18 protein-coding genes and 2 riboswitches are annotated in these 15,839 nt (G+C 47.0%); all 18 genes read right to left on the reverse strand.

What is annotated here, in order from left to right; genetic code table 11:
* Positions 1-96 precede the first annotated feature (96 nt).
* The 18 genes from D1B31_RS03440 to gcvH all read right to left on the reverse strand — a co-directional run bounded on the left by D1B31_RS03440 (position 97) and on the right by gcvH (position 15,833).
* Positions 97-1,446 carry a bifunctional metallophosphatase/5'-nucleotidase gene (locus D1B31_RS03440; protein WP_118919354.1) on the reverse strand — a complete coding sequence of 450 codons (1,350 nt, stop codon included), beginning with the start codon at positions 1,444-1,446 and terminating at the stop codon, positions 97-99.
* Positions 1,447-1,505: 59 nt separating this feature from the next.
* Positions 1,506-2,327: a sulfite exporter TauE/SafE family protein gene (locus D1B31_RS03445; RefSeq protein ID WP_118919355.1), complete on the reverse strand. Its 822-nt coding sequence runs from the start codon at positions 2,325-2,327 to the stop codon at positions 1,506-1,508.
* 98 nt (positions 2,328-2,425) lie between these two features.
* Positions 2,426-3,271, reverse strand: coding sequence for a DUF72 domain-containing protein (locus D1B31_RS03450; RefSeq protein ID WP_118919356.1), 846 nt, complete (start codon positions 3,269-3,271; stop codon positions 2,426-2,428).
* A 325-nt stretch (positions 3,272-3,596) separates the two neighbouring features.
* Positions 3,597-4,994 carry a Fe-S cluster assembly protein SufB gene (gene sufB / locus D1B31_RS03455; protein WP_118919357.1) on the reverse strand — a complete coding sequence of 466 codons (1,398 nt, stop codon included), beginning with the start codon at positions 4,992-4,994 and terminating at the stop codon, positions 3,597-3,599.
* Between the two features lie 129 nt (positions 4,995-5,123).
* Positions 5,124-5,561 (reverse strand): Fe-S cluster assembly sulfur transfer protein SufU, encoded by a 438-nt coding sequence (sufU, locus tag D1B31_RS03460; protein WP_118919358.1) that lies wholly within the window; start codon positions 5,559-5,561, stop codon positions 5,124-5,126.
* Complete coding sequence (locus D1B31_RS03465; protein ID WP_118919570.1) at positions 5,551-6,780, reverse strand: cysteine desulfurase; 1,230 nt, start codon at positions 6,778-6,780, stop codon at positions 5,551-5,553. The genes sufU and D1B31_RS03465 overlap by 11 nt, the downstream gene beginning before the upstream one ends.
* The gene (gene sufD / locus D1B31_RS03470) at positions 6,780-8,084 is read right to left on the reverse strand and encodes a Fe-S cluster assembly protein SufD (RefSeq protein ID WP_118919359.1); all 1,305 of its coding nucleotides are present in this window, start codon (positions 8,082-8,084) and stop codon (positions 6,780-6,782) included. Before sufD ends, D1B31_RS03465 begins: the two co-directional genes overlap by 1 nt.
* Positions 8,085-8,102: 18 nt before the next feature.
* A complete protein-coding gene (sufC, locus tag D1B31_RS03475) occupies positions 8,103-8,888 on the reverse strand; it encodes a Fe-S cluster assembly ATPase SufC (RefSeq protein WP_118919360.1) in 786 nt (261 codons plus the stop codon).
* Between the two features lie 403 nt (positions 8,889-9,291).
* Positions 9,292-9,477, reverse strand: coding sequence for a YuzK family famiily protein (locus D1B31_RS03480; protein ID WP_118919361.1), 186 nt, complete (start codon positions 9,475-9,477; stop codon positions 9,292-9,294).
* A gap of 450 nt (positions 9,478-9,927) precedes the next feature.
* The gene (locus D1B31_RS03485) at positions 9,928-10,299 is read right to left on the reverse strand and encodes a carboxymuconolactone decarboxylase family protein (RefSeq protein ID WP_118919362.1); all 372 of its coding nucleotides are present in this window, start codon (positions 10,297-10,299) and stop codon (positions 9,928-9,930) included.
* A 199-nt stretch (positions 10,300-10,498) separates the two neighbouring features.
* Positions 10,499-11,332, reverse strand: coding sequence for a MetQ/NlpA family ABC transporter substrate-binding protein (locus D1B31_RS03490; RefSeq protein ID WP_118919363.1), 834 nt, complete (start codon positions 11,330-11,332; stop codon positions 10,499-10,501).
* Between the two features lie 75 nt (positions 11,333-11,407).
* Entirely contained in the window at positions 11,408-12,076 is a 669-nt protein-coding gene (locus D1B31_RS03495) for a methionine ABC transporter permease (RefSeq protein ID WP_118919364.1), read from the reverse strand.
* Positions 12,069-13,094, reverse strand: coding sequence for a methionine ABC transporter ATP-binding protein (locus D1B31_RS03500; protein ID WP_118919571.1), 1,026 nt, complete (start codon positions 13,092-13,094; stop codon positions 12,069-12,071). Before D1B31_RS03500 ends, D1B31_RS03495 begins: the two co-directional genes overlap by 8 nt.
* Before the next feature lie 141 nt (positions 13,095-13,235).
* Positions 13,236-13,351, reverse strand: a riboswitch (SAM riboswitch).
* 124 nt (positions 13,352-13,475) lie between these two features.
* A riboswitch (SAM riboswitch) is annotated at positions 13,476-13,577 on the reverse strand.
* A 91-nt stretch (positions 13,578-13,668) separates the two neighbouring features.
* A complete protein-coding gene (locus tag D1B31_RS03505) occupies positions 13,669-14,004 on the reverse strand; it encodes a hypothetical protein (RefSeq protein WP_118919365.1) in 336 nt (111 codons plus the stop codon).
* A 236-nt stretch (positions 14,005-14,240) separates the two neighbouring features.
* Positions 14,241-14,552 carry a thioredoxin family protein gene (locus D1B31_RS03510; RefSeq protein WP_118919366.1) on the reverse strand — a complete coding sequence of 104 codons (312 nt, stop codon included), beginning with the start codon at positions 14,550-14,552 and terminating at the stop codon, positions 14,241-14,243.
* Entirely contained in the window at positions 14,549-14,917 is a 369-nt protein-coding gene (locus D1B31_RS03515; RefSeq protein WP_118919367.1) for a toprim domain-containing protein, read from the reverse strand. Before D1B31_RS03515 ends, D1B31_RS03510 begins: the two co-directional genes overlap by 4 nt.
* Before the next feature lie 163 nt (positions 14,918-15,080).
* A complete protein-coding gene (locus tag D1B31_RS03520; RefSeq protein WP_118919368.1) occupies positions 15,081-15,320 on the reverse strand; it encodes a YusG family protein in 240 nt (79 codons plus the stop codon).
* Between the two features lie 132 nt (positions 15,321-15,452).
* The gene (gene gcvH / locus D1B31_RS03525) at positions 15,453-15,833 is read right to left on the reverse strand and encodes a glycine cleavage system protein GcvH (RefSeq protein WP_118919369.1); all 381 of its coding nucleotides are present in this window, start codon (positions 15,831-15,833) and stop codon (positions 15,453-15,455) included.
* Between the last annotated feature and the right edge of the window lie 6 nt (positions 15,834-15,839).

A 15,839-nucleotide genomic window follows, 5' to 3' on the forward strand; every position in this document is an offset into this window, starting at 1 on the left:
ATGCAGGAAAAAGCGGGGAGTGAATTACTGACGAATGTCGGGTGTTTAATTGGACCTTCAAAAATTCAGTTTGGCCTTTTTAAGCTGCTCTCCGTTTTACATTTTTGCGAGCTTCCATTCCAAGACGTCGCGGAGGAATTCAGGCATATAATAGAATTTCGTTTTTGAACGGACGATTTCAGGAAAAATTTTGCCAAACGTATACATGTCCGGGATAGCCACCTTATACTTCCTTTCAGAGGCTATCTTTTCACCGTTTATTAGAAAATCCCTTTCGTTTTCAACGATCTCAATCCCGTCATAGACGAACTTGCCCATCACCTTTCCGCGGAAACCCATTCCCATAATAGCGAGATGATGCAAGCTTTCATCGACCGTCATCCTCAGAATTTCGCGCAGTTCTGTCCCCTCCAGAGTCACTGTACACGGATTGATTGGATGCGGACACACTGAAAGAAGGTCGAATTTCGTGACCGTGCCTTCAAGCGGGCCAAGTATTAAACCCGCATTTAAAAAGGCGCATTCCGCCCCGCACCACTCGCGGAGCGCCTCGCAGAGCAGCTGCGGCAAGTCGGAGTTCTGGAAATAATCCGCCGTAAGCAGCTCAACTTCTGCTGCTTTTTTTTGCAAAAGTGACTTCCCTTTTTCGAACAGAGATGCAGCTTCTGCTTCTTCCCAAGGCTCGCGGGATAACTCCGCAATCGGATAGAGCAAGGCTTCTTTATGTTTTATCCGGCCATTTTCAGTTTTAATCGCCACATGCCCGGCATAATGGCCATATTTACCTGCAGCGGCCAGAAGGGTTTTATTGATTTCCCTGCCTTCAGGGAGGATATGGTGGGTGTGCCCGCCAAGGATAATATCAATCTCCGGGCACTCAAGCGCAATCCGCTCATCCTCGTAGATGCCTAGATGGGAAAGAAGGACGATGATATCGGCTTTTTCTCTTAAGGCAGGCAAATGCCTTTTCAGCTCTTCAACAGGATCGGTTAGTTTCCAGCCGAGCAGCTTGTAAAAAAGCGAGAAAGGGGCAGTTAGGCCAAGGACGCCAATGTTCGTTCCCGCTTCTGTTTTGTAAATTTTGCAAGGCTGGGCCCATTCAGGGCGGGTTCCGTCTTTTTCATATAAATTGGCTGCGAGGACATCAAAGTCACTTTCATTATATAATGTGCCAAGTCCATCATGCGGCAAGGTTATGCCTTCATTATTGCCGATAGTCACAGCGGTGTAGCCCGCTTCGTTCAGCAGGAGTGTGTTTCCTTTCCCCATCGTCCCCTCGGTATATGGGTGCCAGCGGTCGACATGGTCGCCTATGTCAAAAAGGAACACATCTTCCCCCGCTTTGCGATGCTCCTCAGCTCGCTCACGGAGAAGGCGGCTAATCCTCGGCCAGTGTTCAAAATGGCTGTGCAAATCGTTTGTATGATAAATATGTATTGTTTCCATCCGTTCGCTTCCTTTTCTTTCTGGTTGGGCGTTTGACGTTTGGGTCGGCTTTGCCACCCTCAGCCCGTGAGACCTTCGTAGATGAGGCGGATGCCGATGATAATGAGGATGGCGCGCAAAATCATGACGATTGTTTTACTTTTCAGCCGGCTGTTCAGGTAGACGCCAACTTGTGCGCCAATCCACGCGCCGGGTATGAGCGCGAGTGCGTACATCCAATGAATGTTTCCAAGTGAAATGTGGGCAACTGAGCTGATGATGGATGACAAGAAGATCATGAACATCGAAGTTGCCACAGCGACATGCGGAGGAAAATAGAAAAACAGAATCATCGCAGGTACCATCAATGACCCTCCACCGACGCCAAAGAGACCGGAAATAAAGCCGATTGCGACTGATATCAAGATTCCGACAACCGGATTATAGCCGTATTCAAAAGTCTGTCCCGACATGTCGGTGAATGTTCTTGTGTAGCCGGATTCCTTATTGTAAGGGATCGGCTTGATTTTGTTCCTCAGCACCATCACGACTGAAACAAACAACACGAATAAGCCGAAATAAAGATTAAACGCATGTGCATCCAGGTTCTTAATCATCCAGGCGCCAAAAATTCCGCCGGGTGCACTTCCGGCCAGGAAAATCAAACCGCTTTTATAATCAATCGTTTTATGCTTGATGTACCCGATCGTAGACGACATCCCGGTAAAAATCATCGTAAATAATGATGTTCCGACAATTTCACGCGGGGTAATATCCGGCAAAATGCCGAGAGTTGTGATGTAAAGAAGGGCCGGGACAACGATGATTCCCCCGCCAAGCCCAATCAGTGAACCAAGTGAGCTCGCAGCGAGCCCAATGAAAACAATGAGTATCCATTCCATTTTGCTAAAATTCTCCTCAGTCAGCATGCACCAGCCGGTGGTTTTCCGTGTATTTTCCAGGTGTCAGCCGTGAATTAGTTAAATGATGACTCTATTTATTAAAACAGGTCAAGCTGCCTTGGGGCAAGGCTGTCGTATTCCACTCCGAGAATCTCGATCAATTCCTTTGCATTCCCCGCGGCATCCCCGCCTGAATTATTATTAAACAAAACATACAAGTCTTTGCTTTGTTGCTGCAGCTTTTTGAGCATGAGAGCCCATTCGCCGAGCTCCTGGCGGTTGTACTTATATAAATAGCGCACCTCGCGCCAATTCTTCGCGTTTTTCTTTTGCCAGCCATGGACGTTCCTCCCGTGAAAACGGACAAGCGTCTTTTCTGGATGGGTTGCTTCCAGTACAATCGGAACCGATCCAGAGCCTGCCTGCGGCTCATCACAGACTGTATGAATCCAGCCCTCTTCGGTAAGAAAAGCGAGGGTTTTCTCGCGGAGTTCCGGCATATACCAGGACTGATGCCTGAATTCAATCGCGCATGGCAATGCATCCATTTCCTTTTTGCAAAAACGCACGTAATCGACATTTTCTTTTTTGCAATCGAACCATGGCGGGAACTGGAACAGGACCATTGCAAGCTTATTTTGCTCCAAATAGGGTGTGAGGGATTCCTTAAAGGCGGTAAACATCTCTTCCGCAGTGGCAAAAGGGCTTCCGCCGCGCTGATGTCCGGTCATGCCCTGATAGGCCTTCACAACAAACCGGAAATCTTCCGGAACCTGTTCAACCCAACGCTCGGCATTTTTAATAGGCTGGATGGCATAAAAAGACGCATCTACCTCAACCGTCGGAAAATGCCCTGCATATTCACTCAATTTCTCCCTCGCAGGTATCCCCGGCCCATAAAGACTGTCATGGTCCCCCCACCCTGTCACACCTATGTAAATCATACAATCCCTCCAGTACCCATCATAGCACAATAGTCCTAAAATTCACCAGCTCTCGTCATTTTCCCGAAGAGTTGAAAAATAAACCCCGCCACTTTTGCAAAAGCTACCTCGCAAGGTTATCAATTGGGTGGTTGGCGAACTTATGGTGGAAAAACACTTCGTAAGTTCTCCAATAAAGCGGCTTGGCGACTTTATGCCGAAAAAACACTTCGTAAGGTCGCCAATAGAGGTTCTTGGGTGAAAACCACTGTGAAAAGTCACCACTTCCTACTCAAACCCAAAAAAACCGCCTGCCAGCGGCAGACGGTTTTTGCACATAAGAATATTAACCAATAGAGCCTTCCATTTCGAATTTGATCAGTCTGTTCATTTCGACTGCGTATTCCATTGGAAGTTCTTTCGTAAATGGCTCGATGAAGCCCATGACGATCATTTCAGTTGCTTCCAGTTCGGAAATTCCGCGGCTCATCAAGTAGAAGAGCTGCTCTTCGGAAACCTTTGAAACCTTCGCTTCGTGTTCAAGCGAAATGTTGTCATTCAGGATTTCGTTGTACGGAATCGTATCCGAAGTCGACTGGTTATCCATGATCAGCGTGTCACACTCGATGTTGGCGCGGGCGCCGTCCGCTCTCCGTCCGAAGTGGACGATTCCGCGGTACGTCACCTTACCGCCGTGCTTCGAGATTGATTTTGACACGATTGTTGATGAAGTATTCGGAGCCAGGTGAATCATCTTCGCGCCTGAATCCTGGTGCTGGCCTTTTCCAGCCAAAGCAATAGACAGCGTCATGCCACGGGCACCCTCACCGCGCAAGATGACAGCCGGATACTTCATTGTCAGCTTGGAGCCGATGTTGCCGTCAACCCATTCCATTGTCGCATTCGCATCACAAACCGCGCGCTTCGTTACAAGGTTGTAAACGTTGTTCGCCCAGTTTTGGATGGTTGTGTAGCGGCAGTAGGCATCCTTCTTAATGATGATTTCAACGACCGCGCTGTGAAGCGAGTTTGTCGTGTAAACAGGAGCTGTACAGCCTTCAACATAGTGCACAGACGCACCTTCATCGACTATGATTAGCGTACGCTCGAACTGTCCCATATTCTCGGAGTTGATGCGGAAATATGCCTGAAGCGGAGTTTCCACTTTAATCCCTTTCGGAACATAAATGAACGAACCGCCAGACCAGACCGCAGAGTTCAATGCTGAGAACTTGTTATCAGTCGGAGGGATCACTTTTGCCCAATGCTCACGGAAAAGTTCCTCATTCTCCTTAAGCGCAGAGTCTGTATCTTTAAAGATAATCCCTTGTTTCTCGAGATCTTCCTGCATATTGTGGTAAACAACCTCAGATTCGTACTGGGCGGAAACCCCGGCCAAGTACTTCTGCTCCGCTTCCGGAATCCCGAGCTTGTCAAAGGTAGCCTTGATTTCCTCAGGCACCTCATCCCATGAACGCTCAGTCCTTTCGGAAGGCTTAACATAATAAATGATTTCGTCGAAGTTCAACGAATTCAAATCGCCACCCCACTGTGGCATAGGCATATTGTAGAAATGCTCAAGCGATTTCAAGCGGAAATCGAGCATCCACTGTGGCTCTTCCTTCATCCTGGAAATTTCCTCAACAATCTCACGCGTCAGACCGCGCTTCGACCGGAAAATGGAAACGTCCCTGTCGGCAAAGCCATATTTATAATCACCGATTTCTGGCGCTTTTTTAGCCATTACCGTTTTCCTCCTTCTTAAGGCCTTTTAAGGGCTATTTTGCAAAAGTCTCTTTGCGCCCACGCTCCAGTCCCACCATAAGCAGGAGGTTGCAGATCGCGCAGCATTTTGGCAAATGCCCAAAGCCTATTAGTTAGTTTCGTCCCCGAGGCCTTTTTCCATCGCTTTCCATGCCAGTGTCGCACACTTGATCCGTGCCGGAAACTTCGAAACGCCGGATAGCGCCTCGATATCACCAAGGTCAACATCATCGTCGTAGTCATTTCCCTGCATCATTTCGGAAAAAATCTTCGACAGCTTTAAAGCGTCTTCCACCTTTTTTCCTTTAATCGCCTGCGTCATCATCGAGGCGGAAGACATCGAAATCGAGCAGCCTTCCCCTTCAAATTTCGCATTTGTTACTATCCCGTCTTCAACGTTCATTGTAAGCTGGATCCGGTCTCCGCATGTAGGGTTATTCATATTGACCGTCAGGCTGCCATCCTCGATAACCCCTTTATTACGGGGATTCTTATAGTGGTCCATGATCACCTGGCGGTAAAGCTGATCCAAATTTTTAGAAGACATCGCTGAAATACTCCTTTGTTTTGACAAGGCCTTCAACAAGCTTGTCAATATCTTCTTCTGTGTTGTACAAATACATACTGGCCCTTGCCGTCGCTGAAGCTTTCAGCCATCTCATCAGCACTTGGGCGCAGTGGTGGCCCGCTCTGACGGCAATGCCTTCCGCGTCAAGGACGGTTGCGACATCGTGTGGATGGACATCAGAAATATTGAATGTGACAATTCCGGTCCGCTGGTCAGCATTCTTAGGGCCGTAAATCGTCATTCCTTCTATATGGGACATTTTATCAAGCGCATAGGCACCAAGTCTGCGGTTATGCGCATCGATATTGTCCATGCCCAAATCTTCCAAAAAGTCGATTGCGGCTCCAAGGCCGATGGCGCCGCCGATAATAGGCGTGCCTGCCTCGAATTTCCACGGAAGTTCTTTCCAAGTCGATTCGAAATCATGGACGAAATCAATCATTTCTCCGCCAAATTCAATCGGATCCATGTTCTCTAATAGATGCTTTTTCCCGTATAATACCCCAATCCCAGTCGGTCCGCACATTTTATGGCCGGAAAACGCGAAGAAATCACAATCCAAATCCTGGACATCGACTTTCAGATGTGGTGCGCTTTGAGCGCCATCCACGACGATGATGGCACCCTTTTCATGGGCGATTTCCCCAATTTCCTTGACCGGGTTGACTGTTCCGAGAACGTTGGAAATATGAACGATTGAAACAATTTTCGTGTTTTCCGTAATCGTTTTTCGGGCATCATCTAAAGAAATGGTCCCGTCCTCCTGAAGAGGCATGTATTTCAAGGTGGCGCCGGTACGCTTTGCGACCATTTGCCACGGAATGATATTGCTGTGGTGTTCCATCGGGGTAATGACGATTTCATCACCTTCCCGTAAATTCGCCGTGCCGTAGCTGTGGGCGACTGTATTTAACGCAGTCGTCGTCCCGCGCGTATAGATAATTTCCTGAGTCGATTTGGCATTGATGAACTTTCGCGCCTTTTCCCTCGCCCCTTCAAAGGCATCGGTTGCCTTTGTGCCGAGTGTGTGCACTCCGCGGTGAACGTTGGAATTGTATTCGCGATAGTACTTGTCTAGCGCTTCAATGACCTGAATCGGCTTTTGGGAAGTCGCGCCGCTGTCGAGATAGACGAGCGGCTTTCCATTCACTTCCTGGTTCAATAGTGGAAACAGCTGGCGGATTTCGGCTGAATTGATCATCGAACTTTCCTCTCAATCACTTCGGTCAACTGCTTTTTAACCCCTTCAATTGGCAGCTGGTTTACAACTGGGGCAAGGAAACCGTGAATGACAAGGCGCTCCGCCTCATGTTGCGGAATTCCTCTGCTCATCAGATAGTAGAGCTGAAGAGGATCCACGCGGCCAACAGATGCTGCGTGCCCGGCAGTAACATCGTCTTCATCAATCAGCAGGATCGGGTTCGCATCCCCGCGCGCTTTTTCGCTGAGCATCAGAACGCGTGATTCCTGAACTGCATTTGCTTTAGAGGCGCCGTGCTCAATTTTGCCGATACCGTTAAAGATTGAAGTTGCACTCTCTTTCATGACGCCATGCTTCAGGATGAAACCTTCTGTATTTTTGCCAAAATGGACAATTGAAGTTGTAAAGTTCTGGACTTGTTCCCCGCGCCCGACAACAACAGTTTTCAACTCGCCGTGGGAACCGTCACCAACAAGGTTGGTCACGTTGTCGGAAATTGTATTTCCGTCATTCATCTGGCCAAGCGCCCAGTCAATGCGGGCATCCCGGCCCGTTACACCGCGGCGGTTTACGTAAGTCGTAATCCCTTCTGCAAGCGTGTCTACCGCGCCGTACTGCAGGCGTGCGTTCGTGCCAACAATCGCTTCGCTGACGATGTTGAAGACGCCTTGTCCATCGACAGTCGAAAGATAGTTTTCAACGTATGTTGCTGAACTGTTATCCTCAACTACAACGATGACATGGTTGAATAAATTCGTTTCCGCGTTGTCATGTAAATAAACAGCCTGGATTGGCTCGCTCACTTCAAGATTCTTAGGGATGTAGAGGAACGCGCCCCCGTTCATCATTGCCGCATGAACGGCAGTGAGACGGTGCTCATCAACCTTGACAGCCTCGTTCATGAAGTAACGGCGCAAAAGATCACCATGCTCATTCGCTGCTGTGAAAATATCTGTAAAAATGACCCCTTGATCCTTCAATTCCTGTGAAAGGGAAATATAGGCTGGAGTATGATTGCGCTGAATATATAAGTTTTGCTGGCCTTCCACGTCTACGAGCGCCTTTAATTCCTCAGGGAGGTCATTCAGTGACGCGAACGGCTCGCTTTCAACTGTATGCCGCTCAAATTTCGTGAAATTCCATTTATCAATTTTCGTTTTATCAGGCCTTGGCATCGGCAGAGAGTCAAGGCTGGCAAGAGCCTTCAAGCGAACTTCTTCAAGCCATGCCGGTTCAGCCTTTTCTTTTGAGAAAGAGCTGATGTACTCTTTGTCAAAAGACAGTATGGTTTCAGTAGTCATCAATTATCCCCCTAATGCTTATGCTTCTTGGCCGACAGTTTCATCTTCAATGCCAAGCTCTTGCTTGATCCACTCATATCCTTCCGCTTCAAGGCGCTTTGCAAGTTCCGGTCCGCCAGATTTTACAATGCGCCCCTGCATCATGACGTGAACATAGTCAGGAGTGATGTAGTTCAGCAGGCGCTGATAGTGTGTAATAATCAAGCAGCCGAAGTCGTTTCCGCGCATTTCGTTGATACCATTGGAAACAACTTTAAGCGCATCGATGTCGAGGCCGGAATCGATTTCATCAAGAATGGCGATTTTCGGCTCAAGCATCATAAGCTGAAGGATTTCATTGCGCTTCTTTTCACCGCCGGAAAAGCCTTCATTCAGGTAACGCTGGGCCATGTCCTCGTCCATTTCAAGCAAGCCCATTTTTTCATCCATTTGACGGATGAATTTCATCAAAGAAACTTCGTTGCCTTCACCACGGCGGCTGTTAATTGCCGAACGTAAAAAGTCGGCATTTGTTACACCGTTGATTTCGCTAGGATATTGCATTGCAAGGAAAAGTCCCGCGCGAGCACGTTCATCAACTTCCATATCAAGGACGTCAGCACCATCGAGTGTGACAGTTCCGCTAGTTACTTCATATTTAGGATGACCCATGATGGCAGAAGAAAGAGTTGATTTCCCTGTACCATTAGGCCCCATTATAGCGTGTATTTCCCCGCCTTTTACTTCGAGGTCCACACCCTTTAGAATTTCTTTTCCTTCGATCTCAACGTGGAGATCTTTGATCGTTAAAGTTGATCCACCCATTTCAATACCTCCGCTACTTGAGGAAGTCTGCCCGGCTGAAACGCGGAAACTTCCATTCTCATTTTATTCTCATTACAATCTTATAACAAATCAAATGTGATAGCAACCCTTTAAACTGACTGGCTTGCGGCTTCACCATTTTCACTGGACAGCCCAGGATTGAGAATCAGCATGTACCAAAATCCCCTTTAGCTTCCCCAGCCTAGACAGGTTCGTATTCACCACGCATCTACAATAGCTCAAAATATGGCGAAAAGCCAGTGATAAGTTCCACTGGCTCCCCCGTTTTCTTCCTATTATATAGTGCATCTATAGCGAATGTGCTGCCTGGGAATTGGTCCTTTCCTTCAAAAGACAGTCCTTCCGTTTAACTGATTATAATTAAGTGGCTGGCTTTCTGCCCCTAAAAAATCTTTCGATCGATGTCGGCAATAATGCGCTGGCTTTTTACATAGTCATCTTCGCGCTTTTGCTCGACTTCCATTCTTACATCATGCTTCAGATTATATTCTTCGTACCCGACCCCGTGAGTGTCCTGCATCGCTTTTTCCATTTCCGATGTGTACCTTAGGTTAAGCTTTTCTTCCACAACTAAAACTTCCTTTCCTTTGCACTGACTTGGTGTATTTTGCAAAAATCCTTTCCAAATAAACTTTGGTTGATTTACGCTCCAGGCACTTCGCTTTCCGTGGGGCGTCAGTGGAGCCTCCTCGGCGCTAAAAGCGCCTGTCAGTCTAGCTGCAGCGCCTAGGGGCTCGGGGTCTTAAATCAATCCGTCAAGAAGGCAAACTGCGCCTTCTGTCCGGCTTGTCTTAAGCCTGTCGCCCCTGACCAAGGCGCTTCCGCTTTTCATGGGGTCTCCACCTTGCCGCTTCATCCCGCCGGAGTCTTCGTGCCTTCCGCTTCAATCAATCTGCAAATTAAGTAAAGGAATTTTTTGCACATTAGGAGTTTACCACTAGCCATAGGAAGAAAACGTCAATCGGCTCGGGAAAGGAAGGAATCAGCGGAAGGATATGGTAAATGGTTTTGCAATGAATTATTGCTTCAGCTGGTTCAGATCATCCATTGCTTCCTGGACAAGGGTAACCCCCAGGCTCATGGCCGCACCGCCTCCGAAAGCCGCGGTTACTCCAATCGTTTCAAGGATTTCCTCTTTAGATGCTCCCTGGTCAAGGCATCCTTTTAAATGATAAATGATGCAATACTCATCCTGAGAATATAGGGCAACCCCAAGGGCGATTAACTGTTTATCCTTCTGGGAAAGGACGCCTTCTTTAAAACACTCCTCGGTAAATGCGTTATAATGGCGGGCTATTTCTGGCATTTTTTGCGTATATAGACCAAGCCCAGCCTTATATTCATACAAGGCTGCCTCCGTTGAATTTTTCGGCTCATGAAAATGTTCCATACGTTCCACTCCTTACGTGTAGTATCACCGATTAGTATGCAGAAGTGGAAAGGGAAGTATGCGCTCTCGCTTTCCAAAGGCGGGATAAAACCATCAAGATAAAAAAACGGGCACCCCATTTCAAATGGATGCCCGCATGATGTAATTATTTTTTGCCAAAATGGCTTGTGCTCAGCTTTTTATCAAACTCTGACCAAATTTATTTGGTTACCGGAACAACAGAGCCGCCGTATTCTTTAAGGATGAAGTCCTGAATTTCCTTTGAACGAAGAACTTCAACTAACGCTTTGATTTTATCGCTGTCCTCATCGCCCTTGTTTACAGCGATGATGTTGACGTACGGAGAATCGCTTTCTTCAATTGCGATTGAATCTTCGACTGGGTTCAAGCCCGCATCAAGTGCATAGTTGGAGTTGATCAGAACTGCATCGCCTTCGCCTTTATCATAAATTTGAGTTAGAAGCGCTGCTTCATATTTTGCGTCAAACTTTAGCTTTTTAGGATTATCAACGATGTCTTCTACAGTTGCGGCCGTTTTATCAATGCCTTCTTTCAACTTAATCAAGCCTTTTGCTTCAAGCATTGTCAGGATTCGGCCGTGGTCAGGCACCGAGGAGCTGACGATGATGTGCGCTCCTTCTGGAAGTTCTTCAAGGCTCTTGTATTTCTTTGAATAGACACCGATTGGTTCAATGTGAATTCCGCCAGCGTTGGCAAAATCGTAATTGTTTTCTTTCACTTGAGACTCAAAGTAAGGAATGTGCTGGAAGTAGTTGGCGTCCAGTTCTTTCGCATCCAGCGATTTGTTCGGCAGAATGTAATCAGTGAACGTCTTAATTTCGAGATTATAGCCTTTTTCCTTTAGGATTGGCTTCGCTTCTTCAAGGATGACAGCATGCGGTACGTTAGACGCGCCGACAACAATCTTTTTGTCGTCCTTCTTACCGCTTCCCGCCTTATCGTCGGAACCTCCGCAAGCAGCAAGTACGAGTACAAGTGCAAAAGTTAAAATAACACCTAACCATTTTTTCATGTTTCCCTCTCCTTTGTTTGTTGTATATAAGTAAGTATTAGCCGGTACCGGAGTTTTTTGCCCCGGCCGGGCGAATTAGCGTTTATCGAGCTTCCGGGAAATCGTGTCCCCGATGAACTGGATGATGAAGACGACAATCAGGATGATGATGGTCGCCATCACTGTGACATCATTTCGGCTGCGCTGGAATCCTTCCAGGTATGCAAGGTTTCCGAGACCGCCTGCACCGATTGCACCGGCCATCGCTGTATAGCTGACGAGGGCAATAGCGGTAACGGTGATTCCAGATACGAGCGCCGGCATGGATTCTGGCAATAATACCTTCCAGATGACCGTCCATGTCGATGCGCCCATCGATCTCGCCGCTTCGATGACTCCTTTATCAATCTCACGCAATCCAATTTCAACCATTCTCGCATAGAATGGAGCAGATCCGATAATGAGTGCCGGCAAGGCCGCGTTTTCACCAATCATCGAGCCTACAATAATCATCGTGAATGGAATGAGCAGCACAATCAGAATGATGAACGGGATCGAACGGAAAACGTTAACGAATGCGCTGATACTTTTATTTATAAATGCGTTTTCCCAAAGATTGCCTTTTGCCGTCAGAAAAAGAAGCAGTCCAAGGATAATTCCGAGAATAAATGTGATGGCAACAGAAATCCCAGTCATATAAAGCGTCTCAATTGTCGCCTCCCACATGTTTTCCCACACAACGTTCGGAAAGAATTTCTCAGCCATTTCCAATCACCTCCACCCCGATTTGCTGGGAGCGGATATACTCAAGGGCGTTTTGAACTTCTTGCTCTGGCCCGTCAAGATGGATGAATAAAGATCCGTAAGAACCGCTTTGCGTCTGTGAAATTTTCCCTTGCAGAATATTAGCCGTAATCGCATAGTTCCTGACCAGGTTTGTAATCAGAGGCTGTTCGACTGTTTCACCGACAAATGTCAGTTGGATTACACTGCCTGTTGGATAGCGTTTAATCAGATGCTCAACTGTATCCTTTGTTTCCTCCGGCTCCGTCACTTGCTGGACAAATCGCTTCGTGATTGGCTGCTTAGGATTCCGGAATACATCGAGTACCGGACCGAGCTCGACAATCCCGCCATTTTCCATCACGGCAACCCGGTGGCAGATTTTCCTGATCACATGCATTTCATGCGTAATTAGGACAATCGTCAGCCCGAGCCGCTTATTGATATCAACAAGGAGTTCGAGAATCGAATCGGTCGTTTGCGGGTCTAGGGCGGATGTCGCTTCATCGCACAAAAGTACCTTCGGATTATTCGCAAGCGCCCTGGCAATGCCGACACGCTGCTTCTGCCCGCCGCTCAGCTGTGAAGGATAAGCACTTTCCCTTCCTTCAAGGCCGACCAGCTTTATGAGCTCATCTACCCGCCTTTTTCGCTCGGCACCAGAAACTCCGGCAATTTCTAGCGGAAAGGCAATATTCTCCCGGACAGTCCGTGACCAGAGGAGGTTGAAGTGCTGGAAAATCATTGAGATTTCCTGGCGCGCCTTCCTCAGTTCGGCACCTTTGATTTTTGAAATTTCCCGGCCTGCGATGGTGATTGATCCTTCTGTCGGACTTTCAAGTTTATTCAGCATCCGGATTAAAGTACTCTTCCCCGCGCCGCTGTATCCAATTACGCCGAAGATTTCCCCTTCGTTTATTTCAAGATTGACGTTGTCTACCGCCGTTAGCGTTCCCTGTTTTGTCTGGAAACTCTTTCGGACATTCTTTATAGAAATCACTAGGCTCACCTTCTTTACATCCTTTTTCCCGCATCCGCGGCCAGCAACTAAGATTAGGTTGATAATGATAGTTTACCCTTTGATGAATGAGAAAAGCCTTTCTGCAATCTGGCAGAAAGGCTTAAACGGCAACTATCCTTTCTCCCATCTCCCAAAGCAGTCGCTTTGTGTGAATTGGCACCATTTCACTGGACACAAGGTCCACTGACGGTTGCCGGGCTTCATCGGGCACATCCCTCCACCTCTCTTGATAAGAGTAAACAAATTATTCAATTAATCGTAATTGCTATCGTAACATGGATGAAAAAAGCTGTCAATGAAGACTCATTTACCTATTGTAAGCAAATAAAAAACCCGCTTCATTAAGAAGAGGGGAATCTCTTCTTATCTTTACAAAGCAAACGCCTTGCTGGAATTAGCACCGTGTCTACAACCGGTTGCCGGGCATCATTGGGCCATTCCCTCCGCCACTCTTGATAAGGTTATTGAATTATTCGAATCTTGCGCCAAGATTTAAAAAGAGTTTATCCTATCTTCCCGACTCCGTCAATAGGATTTTTTTTATTTTTCTAATTTATTTTTTTGCCAAAAGAAAAACCGATTCCAGTTTCAGAATCGTCCTGAATGATGCACTTATTTCGACAGCCTCCTGATTGAGCAGATCACGCAATCTTTTTTCCCCTTTAAGCAGTTGGACAATCGCTTCGGCTTCCCCAGTAATACTGGCAGTACCGGAACATTCACTGTCCCGGGCATCCGCGGATCCAGGCGACAGCCTGGCGTTTCCGCCAACGATTTCTATGGGTATACCAGCAATATGAAGAAAAAATGGCCTGCTGCTTTTGAACAGTCCGCTTATATGGGTTTTCTCATTTACTGTTTCCACAAATCGCTCAATCTGCCCAATCATTTGGCATCCCCCCCTATGCCTACCACTTCTTCAAGGACGTTTTAAATTCCTTCTAGAATCGTTCGACAACTTTTGCTTCCTCCGCGGAAAGCGTATGCTCGGAGTGGAAATCTACAACTTAACCGTTATCGAGCCATGTTCCTGTGAAATTTCCGGGGAAATATGTCGTAATTTAGCTTCCTGTCAACATTGAAGAGGCCATCCAACTAAAAAAGCAGATGCTCAGTAGCATCTGCTTAATCGAAAACGGTATTAATTTTATCCAACAGGTAGGGAACAGACCGGAAGGCATATATCGCATCAACAGCGCGCCCTTCTTTCACAAAAGCAAGACAGGGTACACTTTCAATTCCGAAAGTTAAAGCAAACTCGGGTGCGTAGTTAAGATTTATTTTGCCGATTTCCAAATCGGGCTGTAGTGCGTCTATGACTTCAAGCATTCTTCCTGCTACCTGGCACGTTCCGCATAAAGGAGTATAAAAATAAGCCAATCCTGTTTTCCCGCTTGTTAAAAAAGCGGATAATTCTTCGCTTGTCCATTCTTTCATGGGGATGTGCGGCCCATTTCCAAAAATTCAGCATGAACATCGATATTCGCACCCATTAGGACCATTGCGAGGTGATGATAAGGGGCTGTTGCCACCTCTTTATACATCTTATCAATATACAAATGTGCGGCTTCCGGATACTCGCGCTTAAACTGGCGGCGGAGCTTTTCACCTGCTTCATCGGCATCGGCAAGGACGTAAACTTCCTTATCGCCGAACGAATCAATCAGTTCATCAAGGCGTGACAGGGAAATCGTTCCGTTCGTGCAAATCACTTCAACACGGTCTTTGATAATCCCTAGTACTTTTTTCTTATCCGATCTGCCTTCCACAATAATAATTTTATCCGCGTATTCTTCACTCATCGAAATCACCTGCAGGAAAGTAGTTGGTATTAGCTTATTCAGAAGGACTATTTGTGTGTAGTCTCCTGCTCTAGTTCAACTATACCACTATGCCTATTTTGCATACAGGAGTTTGCTCTCGCCGGCAGTAAAATGGCTTGCCTGCAGGCAAAAAAGCGGGCTGTTAGCACCAGCCGCCCTGCTCGCAATCCGTATACTTCGCATTAGGCTGGTCAACCATCGCTACGTTTTGGAAAATTCGCTGCTGGTCGACGTCAAAACGCTGGTCAAGCTCAAACTCGGCTTTCCCGTTCAACAAAATCCGGCCAATCGCCTCTTTCTCCAGATAAAGTTCTATTTCCCCATTTCTCAGTTTTCCAACCACTCTGTCGGTAATATCAAGCTTCTTTTCACTCCATGTCATCCAACATCACCCCTTTTGTTTTTCCTTTATTCTGCCCCTGTCCACGCAAAGGCATAGATGGGAAAGAAAGGGCATTCGGGCAGTATTTTTGCAAAATAAAAGGGCCATTCCCAAAGGAACAGCCCGACATGTTTATTCGTTTGTCATTTCATCATATTGCTCAGCGGTCATGAGGTTGTCCAGCTCGCTTGTATCAGAAAGCTCCACAACAACCATCCATGCCTTTTCGTAAGGAGATTCGTTTACGAATTCAGGGCTGTCAGAAAGGTCTTCGTTCACTTCAACAACCTTACCGCTTACCGGTGAGTACAGCTCGGATACCGTCTTAACAGACTCGACGCTTCCAAATGGCTCGTCCGCAGTAACGTCGTCTCCTACCTCAGGAAGCTCCACAAATACGATGTCGCCAAGCTCAGACTGGGCAAAATGCGTAATGCCAATCCGTACTTTATCCCCTTCAACTTTTACCCATTCATGTTCTTCTGAATAACGCAAATCCTTTGGTGTTGTCAATGTTAT

It is taken from the genome of Neobacillus notoginsengisoli (assembly GCF_003515685.1).
Classification (GTDB): domain Bacteria; phylum Bacillota; class Bacilli; order Bacillales; family Cytobacillaceae; genus Bacillus_D; species Bacillus_D notoginsengisoli.

Coding starts and splice junctions, on each gene's coding strand:
- D1B31_RS03440 (WP_118919354.1), bottom strand. CDS start 1,446: ATGGAAACAATACATATTTATCATACAAACGATTTGCACAGCCATTTT.
- D1B31_RS03445 (WP_118919355.1), bottom strand. CDS start 2,327: ATGGAATGGATACTCATTGTTTTCATTGGGCTCGCTGCGAGCTCACTT.
- D1B31_RS03450 (WP_118919356.1), bottom strand. CDS start 3,271: ATGATTTACATAGGTGTGACAGGGTGGGGGGACCATGACAGTCTTTAT.
- sufB (WP_118919357.1), bottom strand. CDS start 4,994: ATGGCTAAAAAAGCGCCAGAAATCGGTGATTATAAATATGGCTTTGCC.
- sufU (WP_118919358.1), bottom strand. CDS start 5,561: ATGTCTTCTAAAAATTTGGATCAGCTTTACCGCCAGGTGATCATGGAC.
- sufD (WP_118919359.1), bottom strand. CDS start 8,084: ATGACTACTGAAACCATACTGTCTTTTGACAAAGAGTACATCAGCTCT.
- sufC (WP_118919360.1), bottom strand. CDS start 8,888: ATGGGTGGATCAACTTTAACGATCAAAGATCTCCACGTTGAGATCGAA.
- D1B31_RS03485 (WP_118919362.1), bottom strand. CDS start 10,299: ATGGAACATTTTCATGAGCCGAAAAATTCAACGGAGGCAGCCTTGTAT.
- D1B31_RS03490 (WP_118919363.1), bottom strand. CDS start 11,332: ATGAAAAAATGGTTAGGTGTTATTTTAACTTTTGCACTTGTACTCGTA.
- D1B31_RS03495 (WP_118919364.1), bottom strand. CDS start 12,076: ATGGCTGAGAAATTCTTTCCGAACGTTGTGTGGGAAAACATGTGGGAG.
- D1B31_RS03505 (WP_118919365.1), bottom strand. CDS start 14,004: ATGATTGGGCAGATTGAGCGATTTGTGGAAACAGTAAATGAGAAAACC.
- D1B31_RS03510 (WP_118919366.1), bottom strand. CDS start 14,552: ATGAAAGAATGGACAAGCGAAGAATTATCCGCTTTTTTAACAAGCGGG.
- D1B31_RS03515 (WP_118919367.1), bottom strand. CDS start 14,917: ATGAGTGAAGAATACGCGGATAAAATTATTATTGTGGAAGGCAGATCG.
- D1B31_RS03520 (WP_118919368.1), bottom strand. CDS start 15,320: ATGACATGGAGTGAAAAGAAGCTTGATATTACCGACAGAGTGGTTGGA.